The organism is Eremococcus coleocola DSM 15696, from assembly GCF_000428865.1.
Lineage (GTDB): Bacteria > Bacillota > Bacilli > Lactobacillales > Aerococcaceae > Eremococcus > Eremococcus coleocola.
Window position 1 is genome coordinate 18,091 of sequence record NZ_AUAT01000026.1, and the last position, 15,032, is coordinate 33,122.

At 35.5% G+C, this 15,032-nt stretch carries 17 protein-coding genes; 4 read left to right on the forward strand and 13 right to left on the reverse strand.

Translation table 11 applies throughout. The features are described 5' to 3' along the window. The 5 genes from G396_RS0106990 to G396_RS11960 form a co-directional block, all read right to left on the reverse strand. Positions 1-477: a transcriptional regulator GutM gene (locus tag G396_RS0106990; protein ID WP_028125519.1), complete on the reverse strand. Its 477-nt coding sequence runs from the start codon at positions 475-477 to the stop codon at positions 1-3. Then, complete coding sequence (locus tag G396_RS0106995; protein WP_248623918.1) at positions 474-2,201, reverse strand: BglG family transcription antiterminator; 1,728 nt, start codon at positions 2,199-2,201, stop codon at positions 474-476. Before G396_RS0106995 ends, G396_RS0106990 begins: the two co-directional genes overlap by 4 nt. Positions 2,202-2,351: 150 nt before the next feature. Beyond that, positions 2,352-3,152: an SDR family oxidoreductase gene (locus G396_RS0107000; protein ID WP_028125521.1), complete on the reverse strand. Its 801-nt coding sequence runs from the start codon at positions 3,150-3,152 to the stop codon at positions 2,352-2,354. Positions 3,153-3,459: 307 nt separating this feature from the next. Next, positions 3,460-3,741 carry a class II aldolase/adducin family protein gene (locus tag G396_RS11955; RefSeq protein WP_282705432.1) on the reverse strand — a complete coding sequence of 94 codons (282 nt, stop codon included), beginning with the start codon at positions 3,739-3,741 and terminating at the stop codon, positions 3,460-3,462. Next, positions 3,734-4,126: a class II aldolase/adducin family protein gene (locus tag G396_RS11960; RefSeq protein ID WP_282705433.1), complete on the reverse strand. Its 393-nt coding sequence runs from the start codon at positions 4,124-4,126 to the stop codon at positions 3,734-3,736. Before G396_RS11960 ends, G396_RS11955 begins: the two co-directional genes overlap by 8 nt. 108 nt (positions 4,127-4,234) lie before the next feature. Between G396_RS11960 and G396_RS12130 the strand changes: the two genes are divergently transcribed. Further along, the gene (locus G396_RS12130) at positions 4,235-4,351 is read left to right on the forward strand and encodes a helix-turn-helix domain-containing protein (protein WP_428829641.1); all 117 of its coding nucleotides are present in this window, start codon (positions 4,235-4,237) and stop codon (positions 4,349-4,351) included. 241 nt (positions 4,352-4,592) lie between these two features. On the opposite strand, the gene G396_RS0107010 is transcribed toward G396_RS12130, so the two are convergent. The 8 genes from G396_RS0107010 to ulaG form a co-directional block, all read right to left on the reverse strand. Beyond that, on the reverse strand, positions 4,593-6,968 hold the full coding sequence (locus tag G396_RS0107010; RefSeq protein WP_028125522.1) for a phosphoketolase family protein: 2,376 nt from the start codon (positions 6,966-6,968) through the stop codon (positions 4,593-4,595). Between the two features lie 98 nt (positions 6,969-7,066). Continuing rightward, positions 7,067-7,783, reverse strand: coding sequence for an L-ribulose-5-phosphate 4-epimerase AraD (gene araD, locus G396_RS0107015; RefSeq protein ID WP_028125523.1), 717 nt, complete (start codon positions 7,781-7,783; stop codon positions 7,067-7,069). Then, positions 7,773-8,630 (reverse strand): L-ribulose-5-phosphate 3-epimerase, encoded by an 858-nt coding sequence (locus G396_RS0107020; RefSeq protein WP_028125524.1) that lies wholly within the window; start codon positions 8,628-8,630, stop codon positions 7,773-7,775. Before G396_RS0107020 ends, araD begins: the two co-directional genes overlap by 11 nt. Positions 8,631-8,632: 2 nt before the next feature. Further along, positions 8,633-9,280: a 3-keto-L-gulonate-6-phosphate decarboxylase UlaD gene (locus G396_RS0107025; RefSeq protein ID WP_162139970.1), complete on the reverse strand. Its 648-nt coding sequence runs from the start codon at positions 9,278-9,280 to the stop codon at positions 8,633-8,635. A 16-nt stretch (positions 9,281-9,296) separates the two neighbouring features. Then, on the reverse strand, positions 9,297-9,602 hold the full coding sequence (locus tag G396_RS0107030; protein ID WP_028125526.1) for a PTS sugar transporter subunit IIB: 306 nt from the start codon (positions 9,600-9,602) through the stop codon (positions 9,297-9,299). A gap of 17 nt (positions 9,603-9,619) precedes the next feature. Continuing rightward, entirely contained in the window at positions 9,620-11,107 is a 1,488-nt protein-coding gene (gene ulaA / locus G396_RS0107035) for a PTS ascorbate transporter subunit IIC (RefSeq protein ID WP_428829640.1), read from the reverse strand. Positions 11,108-11,121: 14 nt separating this feature from the next. Beyond that, a complete protein-coding gene (locus G396_RS0107040; protein WP_028125528.1) occupies positions 11,122-11,571 on the reverse strand; it encodes a PTS sugar transporter subunit IIA in 450 nt (149 codons plus the stop codon). Positions 11,572-11,586: 15 nt separating this feature from the next. Continuing rightward, the gene (gene ulaG, locus G396_RS0107045) at positions 11,587-12,651 is read right to left on the reverse strand and encodes an L-ascorbate 6-phosphate lactonase (RefSeq protein ID WP_028125529.1); all 1,065 of its coding nucleotides are present in this window, start codon (positions 12,649-12,651) and stop codon (positions 11,587-11,589) included. A gap of 136 nt (positions 12,652-12,787) precedes the next feature. On the opposite strand from ulaG, the gene G396_RS0107050 reads away from it, so the two are divergent. The 3 genes from G396_RS0107050 to G396_RS11705 all read left to right on the forward strand — a co-directional run bounded on the left by G396_RS0107050 (position 12,788) and on the right by G396_RS11705 (position 14,902). Beyond that, positions 12,788-13,549 carry a DeoR/GlpR family DNA-binding transcription regulator gene (locus tag G396_RS0107050; protein WP_028125530.1) on the forward strand — a complete coding sequence of 254 codons (762 nt, stop codon included), beginning with the start codon at positions 12,788-12,790 and terminating at the stop codon, positions 13,547-13,549. 171 nt (positions 13,550-13,720) lie between these two features. Next, positions 13,721-13,975 (forward strand): transposase, encoded by a 255-nt coding sequence (locus tag G396_RS11700; protein ID WP_051221191.1) that lies wholly within the window; start codon positions 13,721-13,723, stop codon positions 13,973-13,975. 48 nt (positions 13,976-14,023) lie between these two features. Next, complete coding sequence (locus tag G396_RS11705) at positions 14,024-14,902, forward strand: transposase (protein ID WP_051221194.1); 879 nt, start codon at positions 14,024-14,026, stop codon at positions 14,900-14,902. Positions 14,903-15,032: the final 130 nt, after the last annotated feature.

Consider the following 15,032-nt stretch of genomic DNA (forward strand, 5'->3'; position numbering starts at 1 on the left):
TTAAACACTTCCTTTTAATCTATATTTTATTTGATTTTTTAACATAGAGAGTGATTGGCTTATCGGCAGTGTTTCTTTGGGTTCTTCCTGATAGTTCCCCATCTCCACTCTCAAATAAACTTCACGGGCATCCTCCATAGCTATTTGAGTCAATTTATTTTCTTGTCTTACCAATGGATTATATTTATCAATATAATGTAGGTCTTGGCCAATATATTGTGGTAATTCTTTAAATTTTGCTAATACGGTGACTCCTTGCATCATACGTGCATCAACAATTTTCGCATTATCATCAACGGCAAACATAACCACTGTTCCCGATTGAATCTTACCAGAGCGACGCCCAATAGCCACCTTTCCTTTGCGGCGTAATTCTACAAATATGGTATTAAAATTCTTGATTTGCTTTAATCCCAAAAAAATTTGTAATAAGTAAGCCGAAACTGCTAGAGCACAAAATGTAGCCATAAAACTCATATATTTATCCTCCTCTCTATCAGATAGTGAAGGAAATCTTCTTTCCCCTTAAAGCTTTCAATCGCCGTTTGAAAGTCTTGCTCATTCGCAAGTCTAAAAACAATATCATAAATATCCACTAAATCTTTTTCAGTTTTAGGATCTAGTTCTTGACCGATAACTAACATAAAAATACCTTTGACTTCAATTTCATTCACTAAGATAGGTTTAGAAAGTATTCCTAGCATCATTTGGATAGATTCAGTTCCTTTATTAATTCCATGGGGAAAAGCTAACCCATTTTGAAAAATTGTTGCATGTAGTCGTTCTTGATTCATGACTGTTTTACTATAACTAGTATCCAAGGTAACACTTTCTTCAAACCTTTGAATCATCCACGATAAAGCTGCTTGATAACTATCAAGTGTATCTGGTAAAACTAACACATTATTTAATCTAGTCTCAAACAGTTGGATATTCGTAGTATAAATATTCTGCCATTCATTAATTAACCATTGATCACTATAAACAGTAGCAATATGTATCACGGGAATACTTTCGCGGACAGATTCTAAAGGAATTGTGGTAAAAATTGCTAAATAATCTCTATCATCCATCTGATGATAGGTCTGATTGGTAAATATATCGATTTGAATATTGCCAATAATCACTCGTTCAATCTGCTTACGAATTAACATAGCCGTGCCATAGCCTGTATTACTTACAATGGCAACTTTAGGTGGAGCATAATCTTTATGCCCTTTTAAGTTCATTTCAAAATATAAGCTTAAATAATCCACTTCCAAAGGACTAACGACTACCTTCAAACTATTACTAATTGACTTAACCGCAATTTGTGAAACAGCATAAGAAAACGGGTATTTTCTTTTTAATTCTCCAAAGAAAATCTGATTAGGTACCACTTTAAAAATAGTTCGATTAATTAAATAATGTAGATGTTGATTTACTTCCTTATAAAATATGTCCTTATCAATATCAACCGCAAATGATGCATTAATTGAATCTATCATTTGATTAAATACATATTTTGTAATGTCGTCTGCTTGGTTTGACTTACTAGGCAACTCATTGATGGCCTGTAAATTTAAAGCAAAACTAACAAAATCTTTATCATATACACTTAAACTCAATTGATACCTAGTTTCAATGTGGTAAATAATCTCTTGAAAAAGATCATAATCGGATACAGTATTAATATAATTAGGTATTGGCTTATCTAATACCTGATTACAACTAATCCGCCCAACAACTATATCTATACTTTTAATCAACCAACTGATGGTTTCATTAGTTAGATTAAATGTCTCTTTAATTTGAGTCATATAATCGATACTATTATGACTGATATAGTCAAGAGGAAAATAATCTTGAACTAAGTGCAAATAAATTAAACGTATACTGAATTCATCTGCAATGAGTCGGATTCCTTTATTAGTTACACTTTCAATTTCAGCATTATATTTCTTTAATTCTTTACGGATACTTTTCAAATCATTCGCCACAGTTCCACGACTCACACTTAAAGCATCTGCTAGGTCGTAGATAATGTGGTAATCAAACACTTCAATTAATTCCTTTAATATAAAAGCCATGCGCTTACTACTTGAATTGAAATCAGTTTGTTTCTTAAGAGAGCCCTGCATAATCTTATTAAAGCTATCAAAATCAACAATAGAGATTTGATACTTGTCTTCTACTTCTTCAATAAGAGCGATACCTTGCAATTCTCTATTTAATTGGATAATAGTCTTTTGAATTGTTTGATTGGAAAGGGAAAGTTGTTTCTTGAACGTTTTAATTGAAACTTGATGATGTGACACTAATAATTTCAAAATGTCATACCATCGATTAATCATTCCCAAATAATTCACCTTCTATCCTCTAGTCTTGCCTCCTGCAATATTGATGGTTACCCCTGTAACATAACTAGACCGATCTGATAAAGCAAAGCATACCGCATCCGCAACTTCACTCAATTTACCACTTCTACCTAAAGGAATTGTACTTGTATTATTATAGCCTGCTCTTAACTCTTCAACTGACTTATTACGCGTATAGGCAAGCGCTTCTTCATATGCCAAAGTTCGTAAACCAGTTTCTTCCATAATCCCTGGAGCTAAACCAACTACACGAACATTTGATTTCCCAAGTTCTTTGGCCCAAGAGCGTGTAAAACTATACACTGCTGCTTTCGTTGCAGCATAGCAACTTTGGCCTTCTGATCCTTCCAGGCCGGCTTCTGAAGCCATATTTACAATTACCCCTGCTTTTTTCTCAGTAAGAATTCGCCCTACTGCTTGAGCAACCAGAAATAAACCTTTTTGATTGATACTTACCATTTTATCAAAAATTTGATCATTTAATTCATACTTACTATGAGCTTGTTTAGTATCAACTAACAAAGCTGGTATATTAATGCCTGCATTATTAACTAATCCATCAATGGTTCCAAAATGTTCTACGACTTGAGCAACACCTATTTCAACATGTTCACGAGAAGATACATCTACTTGTACGAAGAAATAATTATCTGAAGCTTCATTGCCATCCTTAAGATCAAAGTTAGCTACCTTAGCCCCAACTTCTAATAAACCTTGAACAATACTTTGCCCAATCCCAGAAGAACCTCCTGTTACAATAAAGACTCTATCCTTCAATTCAATCCAATCTGACATGAATGATTCGCTCCTTTCTAAAAGCTTATCTTTAGTATAACGGTTACATAAAATGAATTAAGACATAGATTTTATTTTAACTTAAAATTTTATTGTATGAATTAGAAGACAAAAAAATGAGACTGGGCAAAAAAAGCACAGTCCCGCTCATTTATATTGAATTTCATATGGTACAATGCAGTAGTTGACTGGATGGAAACCGCATCGCGAAGCGACTTGTTCCATCCTAGTCAACCTTGCGGGGGCGGGCAGACGAAGCGAAAATCATAGATTTTCTACTTCTTACCCGCTCCCATTTTTTTAAATTTTACATTTCACTTTTCTTTGGAATTCCAAGCTTTTGAAATACCATGTGTTTATATGCAATTTCAGCATTCCACTCAAAACGTTCCAACATATCAAAAGCCTTCTCTAAATTACTATTTGTAATTAATACTCCATGATGGCTAAGAAGGTAGGCTTTCGGAATAGACATGTCTTCTTTTATTTGTTTACGAACAGTTTCAGCAAGTTCTGGTGTTGTTGAGGGGGCATAAGCTAATCTTAAAATTCTACCGAGTTTTTGACTAGCCTCTGTAAGATTAGGCATTTCGTCTAAGTTCACCGCAAAAAAACAATGATTCCGGAGCATGGGCATGTAATACGCATTTGATATCAGGATTTTCTTGATAACTTGCCATATGCATATTAACTTCTCGTGTTACTTTTCCGTCCCCTTCTATTACATTTTCATTTTGATCCAAAAGGAGGATTTGATTAGGTTTGAGTTCACAATGGAACCGTTGTGACATTAAAGTAGGTGTCATAAGAATTTCATTTTCCCCTACTCTAATACTGATATTACCTCCTGCAGAATTGGTTAATTTACGGTCAAACATCAACTTAGCATAAGAAACTAACTCAGTTCTTATCATTGGCCCGGCAATTACCGGCAGCTTAATCGCTTTATTCGCCAAGCCGGCCCACTGAGCCAAAGTACATATATTACTGAGTCTCTAACAAGAGAATTATTAAATGACGAACCATGTCAAAACTCCTTAGACTTAAGTCAAAATGAGCTATTACAAGGGTCATTAGATAAAATCAAATTAAAGATTGTAAAAGCAGTTCTCGAAAATGAACATGGCAATCATAACCTTACGGCAGATCGGTTAGGAATAAGCCGGACTACTTTATGGAGGATGTTGAATGAGGGCTAATAACCAAAACCTTTTTGGCTTAAATTAGTAGAGAATAATTATTTAGCTTTGGCTAACTTAATTCATTAAGGGATAGTAAAAAATACCAAGTGAAGCCCAGGTAAAAACCTGACTTCCACTTGGTATTTTATATTTATACATGACTTGAAACTTTATGTTATGGGCATAGGTAAGTCTCAAGAGACACCCTTGAAGAGCAATTTAAAAAGAATCAGCGCTTGCGCCAATCCTTTAACATATCTTATTCAGCTGATTTCAATTTCTTCCAAGTCCAATTTTCAACTTCAAATAAATCTTGGCCGTTTTCACGAATGTAGGCTTTATGTTCAGCTAATTTAGCCGTCATTTGATCTAAGAATGCTTGTTCTTTATCACCATAAACCGCTTTAACAATGTCGCTAGCCATATGGAAACGATCCATTTCAGACATTACCCGCATATCAAATGGTGTGGTAATATCGCCGTTTTCTCGATAACCATGTTCAAACAAATTACGATTTTGACGTCTGAAGAAGATATCTCTGATTAAACCTTCATAACCATGAAAACCAAAGATCACTGGTTTTTCGGTGGTGAATAACTTATTGAATTCTTCATCACTTAAACCACGTGCATCAATGCTTGGATGTCTTAATTTAAGGATATCTAGTACATTAATGAAACGAACTTTTAATTGTGGGAAGGCTTCATTTACAATTGAAATTGCAGCTAAAGCTTCTAAGTTTGGTTCAGTACCAGCCGCTGCAACAACTACTTCAACATCATCTTCTGATGCAGTTGAGGCCCAATCAATGACTTTATAACCATTAGCAACAATTTCTTCTGCTTCAGCCACACTATAGAATTGTGGGCGTAAGTGTTTTGAAGTAACAATAACGTTAATCTTGTCTTCACTTTGGAAAACATGATCCATTGTTGCTAAAACTGTATTAGTATCAGCTGGTAAATATTCACGAATAAATTCAGGAGTCTTTTCAGCTAAGTGAGTTAATAGGCCTGGATCTTGGTGAGTATAACCATTATGGTCTTGTTGGAAAACAGTAGAGGTAGCAATTAAGTTTAATGACGGATAATTCTTGCGCCATGAAGCATGTGTTTTAGATTTACGTAACCATTTGAAATGTTGGGTAATCATGGTATCGACTACACGTAAGAATGATTCATATGATGCGAAGAAGCCATGACGGCCAGTTAAAACATAGCCTTCTAGGAAACCTTCGGCTTGATGTTCAGATAATTGTGAATCAATCACTCGACCTTCTGAAGAAATAGCTTCATCATAAGATTCATCTTTTGCTGCTAACCATTGACGGTTAGTTACATCGAAAACATGGTTTAAACGGTTTGACTTAGTTTCGTCTGGCCCAAAAATTCTAAAGTTTTTAGGATTCTTTTCAATTAAACGACCAGCGTATTTACCAAATTCAATCATATCTTGGGCAATAATTTGACCTGGTTCTTGAATATCAAAGGCAAATTCTTTCCAGTCTGCAGTATCCATTTTTTCTACGATACCTGCATTAGTGACAGGATTCATAGACATCCGTTTGTCACCCTTAGGTGAAATTTCAGCAATTTCAGCCACTAATTTACCTGATTCATCAAATAATTCTTCTGGTTTGTATGATTTTAACCAGTTAATTAAGGCGTCTACATGTTCCATATTCTTACCAGATACAGGAATTGGAACCTGGTGCGCTCTAAAGCCGCCTTCAATTGGATCCCCTGCCCATTCTTTTGGACCAGTCCAGCCTTTAGGTGTACGCACTAAAACAACTGGCCATTTAGGCATAGTCGCTTCTTCAGCAGAATGTTTACGAGCTTCAGCTTGAATTGCTTTAATTTCTTCAATGGCTTGGTCTAATTTTTCAGCCATAAGTGGGTGTACTTGATCAGGATCATTACCTTCAACAAAGATTGGGTTCCAACCTAAGCCAAGGAAATAATGGGTTAATTCTTCATCTGATTTACGAGATAAGATAGTAGGATTATGAATTTTACCACCATTTAGGTATAAAATTGGTAATACTGCACCATCGTTAACTGGGTTAATGAATACATTTGAGAACCAACCAGCCGCTAAAGGACCCGTTTCAGATTCACCATCACCTACTACAGTGGCGGCAATTAAATCAGGATTATCTAAAATTGCACCAGTAGCGTGGGATAATGAATAACCTAATTCGCCACCTTCATGGATAGAACCTGGTGTTTCAGGGGCAGCATGGGAAGCAATTCCGCCAGGGAAAGAGAAAATCTTGAAGAGTTTCTTCATACCTTCTACATCCTGGGTAATTTCTGGATATAACTCGGTATATGCACCATCAAGGTAAGCATTTGATACCATTACTTGACCACCATGACCAGGGCCTTCAATATAAAACATATTTAAATCATATTTATTAATAACGCGGTTTAAATGAGCATAAATAAAGTTTTGGCCGGCAATAGTTCCCCAATGACCAATTGGATTATTCTTAACATCTTTGGCTTCAATATCATTTCTTAATAATGGATTATCTTTTAAATACATTTGACCCACTGAGATATAATTAGCAGCACGCCACCAAGCATCCACTTTAGCTAGATATTCTTTCGAACTATAATTAATTGACATAATGTCCTCCCTTAAATTCTGTTATATAATTTCTTAAAAAGAATAATAGTAGTCTTTAATATCTTCAACTAAAGACTACTATCATATCAAAGATTTAATCAGCCTTGACCATAATAAGCATTTTTACCATGTTTACGTAAATAATGTTTATCTAACATATACTGTGGTAATAAATTCTTATCTGTCATGATAGATTCAGTACCACTTGCCATAGCACAAGATTCATCTAATACAAGACTATTCTCTACTGCTTTTGATACGCTTGTGCCCCAAGTAAATGGACCATGTCCATTTACTAATACTGCCGAAATAGCTAAAGGATCAATATTTTGTTCTTCAAAAGTTTCAACAATCACTTTACCTGTATTGCCTTCATAGTCAGCTTCTACTTCTTCCTTGGTCAATTGACGGGTATTAGGTACTGGACCATAGAAAGTGTCTGCGTGAGTAGTACCATAAACTGGTAATTCACGCCCGGATTGGGCCCAAATCACAGCGTTTCGACTATGCGTATGAACAATAGATTGAACATCTTTGAAATTCCGATATAACTCTACATGAGTTTTTAAATCTGAAGACGGTTTAAGACTATCTTCTTCAAGAATATTCCCCTCTAAATCAGTCACAACCATTTGTTCTTTAGCCATCTTCTTATAATCAACACCGCTAGGCTTGATTACTATGATACCCAAATCGCGATTAATTTCACTAACATTTCCCCAAGTTAAAACAACTAGTCCTAATTGAGGTAATGCCATATTCCCTTCAAAAACTCTTTCTTTCATGGCAGAAATTATTTCATTTCTAGAACTCATATCCAGCCTCCTTAAAGATTGGCAATAGATAATCTAAAGCTTTTTGAATTTCAAGTTCCGGTTGATCACTGGTTTCACTCCACATTTCAATTAAGAAGGTTCCCTCATAATCTAAGCGTTTTAGAATTCGTAAACAAGCTAGAATATCAACATCCCCTTGGCCAAATGGAACATTTTTGAATTGACCTTCAAAATCAACTGTGACATTTTTAGTGTCTTTTACGTGAACAGCCACTATTGAATCAATTCCCATTTCTAATTCATAAGCTAGATCATTTTCTGGCCAAGCATTTAAGTTACCTAAGTCAGGATATACTTGCAACCATGGTGATTTGACTTGGGCTTTAATTTTATTGAATTTACTAATTGAATTTATAAAAGGATCGTCCATAATTTCAATAGACAACATAACTTGCTTAGCGGCTGCCATTTTGACAGCTTTTTTTAGATTAACGATGAAATTCTCACGCGTAGATAGAGATTTCTCATCATAATAGACATCATAGCCAGCTAATTGGATATTTCTAACACCCAAACGGCTTGCTAAATCGATGGCTTTATCCATCATTTCCAAAGCCTTAGCTTGGACTTCAGAATCAAGGGAACCAAATGGGAAACGACGATGGCCACTCAAACAAATGGAAAAAATACCTACGCCTGTTTCATTAATTGCCTTTTGAACAGCTAGAATCTCAGCTTCATCCCAATCTAAACGTGCTAAACGTTCATCGGTTTCATCAATTGACATTTCTACAAATTTAAAGCCTAATTTTTGGGCGATTTGTAAGCGTTGTGCCCAAGAGATATTTTTTGGTAGAGCTTTTTCATAAATACCTAGTGATGACATAATTACTCACTCCAAAAATCTACAATTTTTTGTTTCAAGGCATGAGCCGCTTGAGCTGGGTTTTCCGCTTCGGTGATGGCACGGCCAGCAATAAAGGTATAAACATCTACGCCTTTGAATAGGTCAATAGTATCGATGGTTAAGCCACCTGTTACTGAAACTTTAAATCCCATTTCCACTAATTTTTTAACTTTGTTCAAATCTTTTTCACCCCAAGTAACACCTGCAAGTAGGGCATCACGACTTTGGTGGTAGACAACTTGATCAATACCTGCATCTAACCAAGATTGTGCTTGTTCATATGTCCAATCTCCATATAATTCAACTTGGATATGATCAATTTCTTTTTTAGCAGCGATCATGGTTGCTACTTCGGCACAACAGATACAAGTCATAGTATCTGCTCCTTGATTTTTACAATTCTTAGCAACTGTACCACCAGCATCCGCACATTTTGTGTCTGCAACAATAGTTTTATCTGGAAATAAAGTGCTTAATATCTTAACTACAGAACTACCAACTTCTAACATTAAAACAGTACCAGCTTCGACAACATCTACTTCATTACCAACAGAAACTGCAGCATTGATTGCATCTGCTGTATTAGAATGATCAAGAGCTACTTGTAATTTTGGAATAGCCATAATTATCTCCTTTTATGCAAGCTTATTTATAAAATTTAGTTTTAAATTCGTTTTCTTCAATTGCTTTAGTTACTTCTTGTTCGGACATTACATTTTTGATACCGATAACGGTAACACCATAATCATTTTTTGCACGGTCAAACATAGACACAAAATTTACTGGAGTAAACACAGCATCAAAGTTCTTAGCAGTATTTTTACCTTCAGAAACTGCAGTTTGGTGAATTTGAGTAATTTTTAAGTTTTGTTTTTTCATTGCTTTTTCCACAGTTTTACGTAACATCAAACTAGTACCTGAACCATTACCACATGCGACTAAAATTCTCATTTAAAAGTCCTCCTTTATTACTTTTCAGCTAAAAAGCGTTTGGCATATTCATCATAATCCTCAGTGACCATAAAGTAACCTTCTGGGTTATTTCGATATTGTAATTGAGGAATCATGATTAAAATGAAGACAACTACAGCAATACCTACATAGCCCAATAATTTCATAATTACTGCAAATCCTGGCCATACAGTTGCCCAGTCAAACATACCTAGGTAACCTCCGTATTGTGATAGACCAATCCAAGTTGCAAATAAGGCTGAACCAAATACTTGGATTAAACCTGAAATGAATGGGAATATCATAGCAGCTTTAGCGCCACCACGGTTATTAGCAAATGTTGCGATTACTGCGTTATCAAAGAACAATGGGATAAATCCTGCAATAACAACAGTTGGTGATTTTAAGGCGATTAATAAACCAATTGCTAAGAATTGACCTAAAGCACCGAATAAGAAACCAATCGTAACGGCATTTGGTGAACCAAAGCCGAAGGTAGCAGCCACATCGATACCTGGTACAGCACCTGGTAACCATTTGTTCGCAATACCTTGGAAGGATTCAGTTAATTCAGCAACGAAGGTTCTAACTCCTAATTGCAAGATAGCAAGATAAACAGCAAAGTGAAGCGCATTTTTCAAGATGTAGAAGAAGAAGTTATCTGTTTCTAACATAAATTCAGATTTTACAAGATATGGTTTACCTAAGATTAAGAAGATAATACCAAAGAAGAATAACATTAAAATAGAAGTAGCTACCATATTTTCATTAAAGATAGATAAGAAGCCTGGCAACTCAATATCTTCCAAGCGTTTAGACCCTTTATCCTTAGCATCTTTTTTGTGCATTTTTTCTGCCATTTTAGCAAAGAAAGCAGTACCAAACATTTGTTGGTGAGCGATAGCAAAACCAGCACCTTCAGTTAACTCTTGAGTGATGCCAACCGTTAAGTTTGAACCAACTGCCCAGTACAGACCAAGGATAATTGACATTACAACCAGAGTAGGAATCCGACCCAAAGTTGGGAAACAGAAAAGAATAATCCAGAAAGCAGTAGAAGCTTGTTGAACTTGAACATTACCGGTGGTAAAGACAGCTCTAAGCTTAGTGTATTTATTGAAACGCACTAAAATAATATTTATTATAAAAGCAAAGAGTAAGAGTAGCATTACATCGGCAAAAGCTCGGCCAAAGGTTTCTTCAACCCCTGCTGTAACCGCATTTTGTCCAAAATATGGATCAATAACCATCGCATCTAAGTTAAAACGATCCTTTAATCCCACCAAAATAGGTCGGAAGTTATTTATCAACCCCCCAGAACCGACACTCAAGATAAAGTAACCTACTGTAGCCTTTAGAAAGCCCGCAATACTTTCGTAAAGAGGTCTTTCTAGTAAGATGTAACCGATTAATACAATAAAACCAATTAAGAAGGCAGGTTGCGTTAAGATATTACTAGCAAAGAACTCCCAAATCTTAAAAAGGAAATCTAAAATTGTCTGCATAAATATTGCTCCCTCTATAGAATAACCTTCAATTCATCAATAGAATTGACATCTTTTAATTTTTCTAATAGATCTTCGTCTGATAATAATTCCATTAATTGAGTAATATTATTTAGATGATGATCAGAATCTTTTGCTGCTAAGGTGAAAAATAACTTAGCATTTTTTTCTTCATTATTTTCTTGATCGAAGAATTTAATATCTTCTTTAAATTTAGTCATAGCGATAGCTGTGCCTAAAACACCAGGACTGCTTGGATTAGCATGTGGCATGGCCACATCAGGGATAATCACAATATATGGGCCAAATTTTTCGACACTAGCAATAATCTCGTTACTATATTCTTCAGTAATGTATTCATGCTCAATTAGCTTAGCGCAAGATAATTTGATAGCATCTTGCCAACTAGAGGGAGCTTCTTGATAGAATGCAACAAGATCTTTTTCAATTAGTTCATTTAACATATTAAACTCCTAGACCTATAAGAATGAAGGGAATGGGACATCTTGATCAACAGAGAATACATCATGGAAACCACGATCATACATATAACGTAAGCGATTTGTATCTTGTGGGTATTGATAACCACCACCAACTTGCCAGATAAATGGTTGGAATTGATATTGCAAACGATCTTTCTTGAATTCCCATAATTTGACAATTTCTTCAGGGTCAGAATAGAAGTTAGTCCAAATATCATAGTGAAGAGGGATAACAACTTTACATTGTAATGATTCGGCCATACGTAATACATCAACAGAGGTTAATTTATCCATAATTCCAGGAGGATTTTCACCAAAGTTAACCATGGCAACATCGATATCATTTTCCAAACCATGTTTAGCAAAACGCACAGAATAATGAGAGTCAGCAGCATGGTAAAGATTACCACCTGAAGTTTCAAATAAAATATTTACTGCCATATCATCCATTTCAGGAACTGGATTACCAGCTAGTTGAACATTTACATCGTCTTCAGAAATTAAGGCTGTTCTATCAAATGAATCTAATGCTTTAATATTAATAGAGCCAACTTTAACTTGGTCACCTGGTTTTAAAACGATGGTACGTTCTTCAGGGACACCCCAGTCTAACCAAGTTTCAACAACTTTTTTAGGACCGACAAATTTAGCTTCTGGACAATTAGTCATAACACAAGCAGCAGTTGTTAAATCTAAATGATCTGAGTGAATGTGAGAAACTACCAAAGCGTCAACATCTTTGATTTCAAAGGGGTCAATGACAAAAGGCATATTTCTTCTGTTTGGTTGCATTGCTTGCACACCAGACATTCGCATCATTTGGTGACCTTTACGCATAGTGCCATCACCATGCGTTTTTTTACCAGTACCATTCCACATATCCATCACAATATTTGTGCCTTCATGTGATTTCAACCAAATTCCACAGCATCCTAGCCACCACATGGCAAAAGATTTTTCCTTAACTTGAGTCATGGCAATTTCTTCGTTTAACCATGTCCCCCATTCAGGAAAAGTGGCTTTAAGCCATTTTTCTTTGCTAACTTCTTGAATCTTACTCATAAGATCCCTCCTCTTATTTTATGGACTAAGCATAACAAAAAAAAATACCGCTTACAATAGATTTCGAACATAAAGTAAATATTTATTGTTCATTTAAACATAAAATGTTATAATTCAAATATTATGAGGTGATCTAATGAAAAATAGTTATAAAATAATCAATCAAAGACGTGATCAGATTTTAAGAATAGTCCACACTTCGGAAGAAGTATCAGTAACCGAGTTATCAAAGCTATTGAATGTCTCTCCTATGACTGTTAGGCGAGATTTAGAGTACATGGATAAAAAAGGTTTTTTAAAACGTACCCATGGCGGAGCAAAAACCCTTACTTCTCCTTTAAAAAACAAGAGTTATGATACCATGGTAGCTGTTGAAAAAATTGCACAGAAAGCTTCTTACTACATAGAACCCAATTCAACTATTTTTATTAATTCAAGTTTAACGGCTCTTTTATCTATAAAGTATGCTTCAGATAAAATATTCACTATAGTAACGAACAATATGGATATTAATACTAAGGATATAAACGCAAATACGAATATAATTTTAACCGGTGGCGAACTACGATATCCCAAAAATGCTTTAGTTGGTGATATTGCAATTAACACTTTAAGCAATATTTCCGCTGATATTGCCATTATAGGGTGTTCTGGCATCAGTGCTGAAAAGGGCATTACCACTAATAATGTCCACGAAGCAAAGGTAAACCAACAAATGGTTAGTCACACTAATAATTTAGTCGTTGCAGTAGCTAACAGAGATAAAATAGGTAACAATACCAATTTTACTATGTGTGATATTTCTTTTATAGATATCCTAATCACAGATTATGATGAAGTAACGGAAGAACTTCAGCATATCATAGATTCTGGAGTGGAAGTTATAAATGTAAAATAATTGAAGCAAAAGGGGCTGTATTAAAAGTCCCTAAAATAAAAACCGCCACAAACACTGGTATTAAATCGTTTGTGGCGGTTTTGTCGTATAATAAAAGTAATAAAAAAGCAGAAAGTTAACGACCTTTCTGCTCCACAATTATCCCCCCACACATTAGAAAGGACAATTATCATGTGTGATTATTATAACACAAATCAACTCAGTTTGGACATCTCATATGCTTATATTCCTGAACCAAATCACACCGCTCATTATATCAATCAACTCGTTGACCAATTAGAAGTCGATCATCCTTATGTCTTTGGACGGCCAAGAGAATATCCTTTGTCTTGCTTACTCAAACTCATTCTCTTCGCTTATACTCGTGAGGTCTTCACCCGTCGGAAAATTGAACGTCTCGCTCAGGAAAACCTTACAGCTCAATGATTAACCCAAGGTCGGATTCCTTCACATACTACCATTTGTCGCTGTCGAGTGGATGAATCCCTTCAAGACATTCTAGATCAAGGCTTTGAGAGTCTTGTCCACTTTCTTCGTCAACATCATTTAATGGATGACGCGCTCTTTATTGATAGCACTAAAATATTAGCCGATGCCAATAAGTATAGTTTTGTTTGGAAGACAAATACCATTCGTTACCAACAAGCAAATCAGGAACAGCTGCAACAGTTATTGTTGGAAATGAAAGCTGCCTACCCATCCCTTCAAATTCCTGAAGGATCTAATCAACTGGAAGAAGTGATGACACAGGTAGAGACCCGTTTAGAAGATTTAGCCGCAGAGGTTGAAACGACGAAGACTGTCTCACTAAATCCAGCCAAACAAGAACGCCGTACTCTAAAATCAAAACTAGGGAAATTAAATCAACGCATCCTTAAGAAAAAAGTCTATCAAAACCAACTCGAACTACTTGGTTCACGAAATTCCTATTCTAAAACAGATATCGACGCTACATTTATGCGGATGAAAGATGATCCCATGCGTAACGGCCAAACAAAACCGGGTTACAATCTTCAAATTGCGACGAATCATCAATTTATCCTAGCCTACAATATCTTTCCTAATCCATCCGATACCCGTACCTTACAACCCTTCTTTCAGTCCAATCGTTTTTTAATTGATTCTATGAAAACGGTGTGCCTTGATGCCGGTTACGGTTCAGAGTCTAATTACACGTATTTAGAAGACCAACATCTAAATCTTGAGTATTTAATTCCTTATGGAACAATGTTGAAGGAAACAAGCAAAGGTTGGGAAACCGACGAGAAGAAAGTTCAAAATTGGTATTACTATGATAAAGATGATTATTATATTGATCGGAAATTTCAACTTGAAGTTAGCCACTTATCGTAAACAATTTGTTACCTACTAACTTACTGTATTGGTCTATCTAGTCAGTGTTTGACAATGAGCTGAGGCATGATAGGGGCATTCCAAGGCTGGCCTCTGCCAGCTTCCCAGACTTTCAGTCATGCCGAAGGAG

Coding starts and splice junctions, on each gene's coding strand:
- G396_RS11700 (WP_051221191.1), top strand. CDS start 13,721: ATGTGTGATTATTATAACACAAATCAACTCAGTTTGGACATCTCATAT.
- G396_RS0106990 (WP_028125519.1), bottom strand. CDS start 477: ATGAGTTTTATGGCTACATTTTGTGCTCTAGCAGTTTCGGCTTACTTA.
- G396_RS0107040 (WP_028125528.1), bottom strand. CDS start 11,571: ATGTTAAATGAACTAATTGAAAAAGATCTTGTTGCATTCTATCAAGAA.
- G396_RS0107000 (WP_028125521.1), bottom strand. CDS start 3,152: ATGTCAGATTGGATTGAATTGAAGGATAGAGTCTTTATTGTAACAGGA.
- G396_RS0107010 (WP_028125522.1), bottom strand. CDS start 6,968: ATGTCAATTAATTATAGTTCGAAAGAATATCTAGCTAAAGTGGATGCT.
- G396_RS0107050 (WP_028125530.1), top strand. CDS start 12,788: ATGAAAAATAGTTATAAAATAATCAATCAAAGACGTGATCAGATTTTA.
- G396_RS11955 (WP_282705432.1), bottom strand. CDS start 3,741: ATGCCTAATCTTACAGAGGCTAGTCAAAAACTCGGTAGAATTTTAAGA.
- G396_RS0107030 (WP_028125526.1), bottom strand. CDS start 9,602: ATGAGAATTTTAGTCGCATGTGGTAATGGTTCAGGTACTAGTTTGATG.
- ulaG (WP_028125529.1), bottom strand. CDS start 12,651: ATGAGTAAGATTCAAGAAGTTAGCAAAGAAAAATGGCTTAAAGCCACT.
- ulaA (WP_428829640.1), bottom strand. CDS start 11,107: ATGCAGACAATTTTAGATTTCCTTTTTAAGATTTGGGAGTTCTTTGCT.
- G396_RS0107020 (WP_028125524.1), bottom strand. CDS start 8,630: ATGTCATCACTAGGTATTTATGAAAAAGCTCTACCAAAAAATATCTCT.
- araD (WP_028125523.1), bottom strand. CDS start 7,783: ATGAGTTCTAGAAATGAAATAATTTCTGCCATGAAAGAAAGAGTTTTT.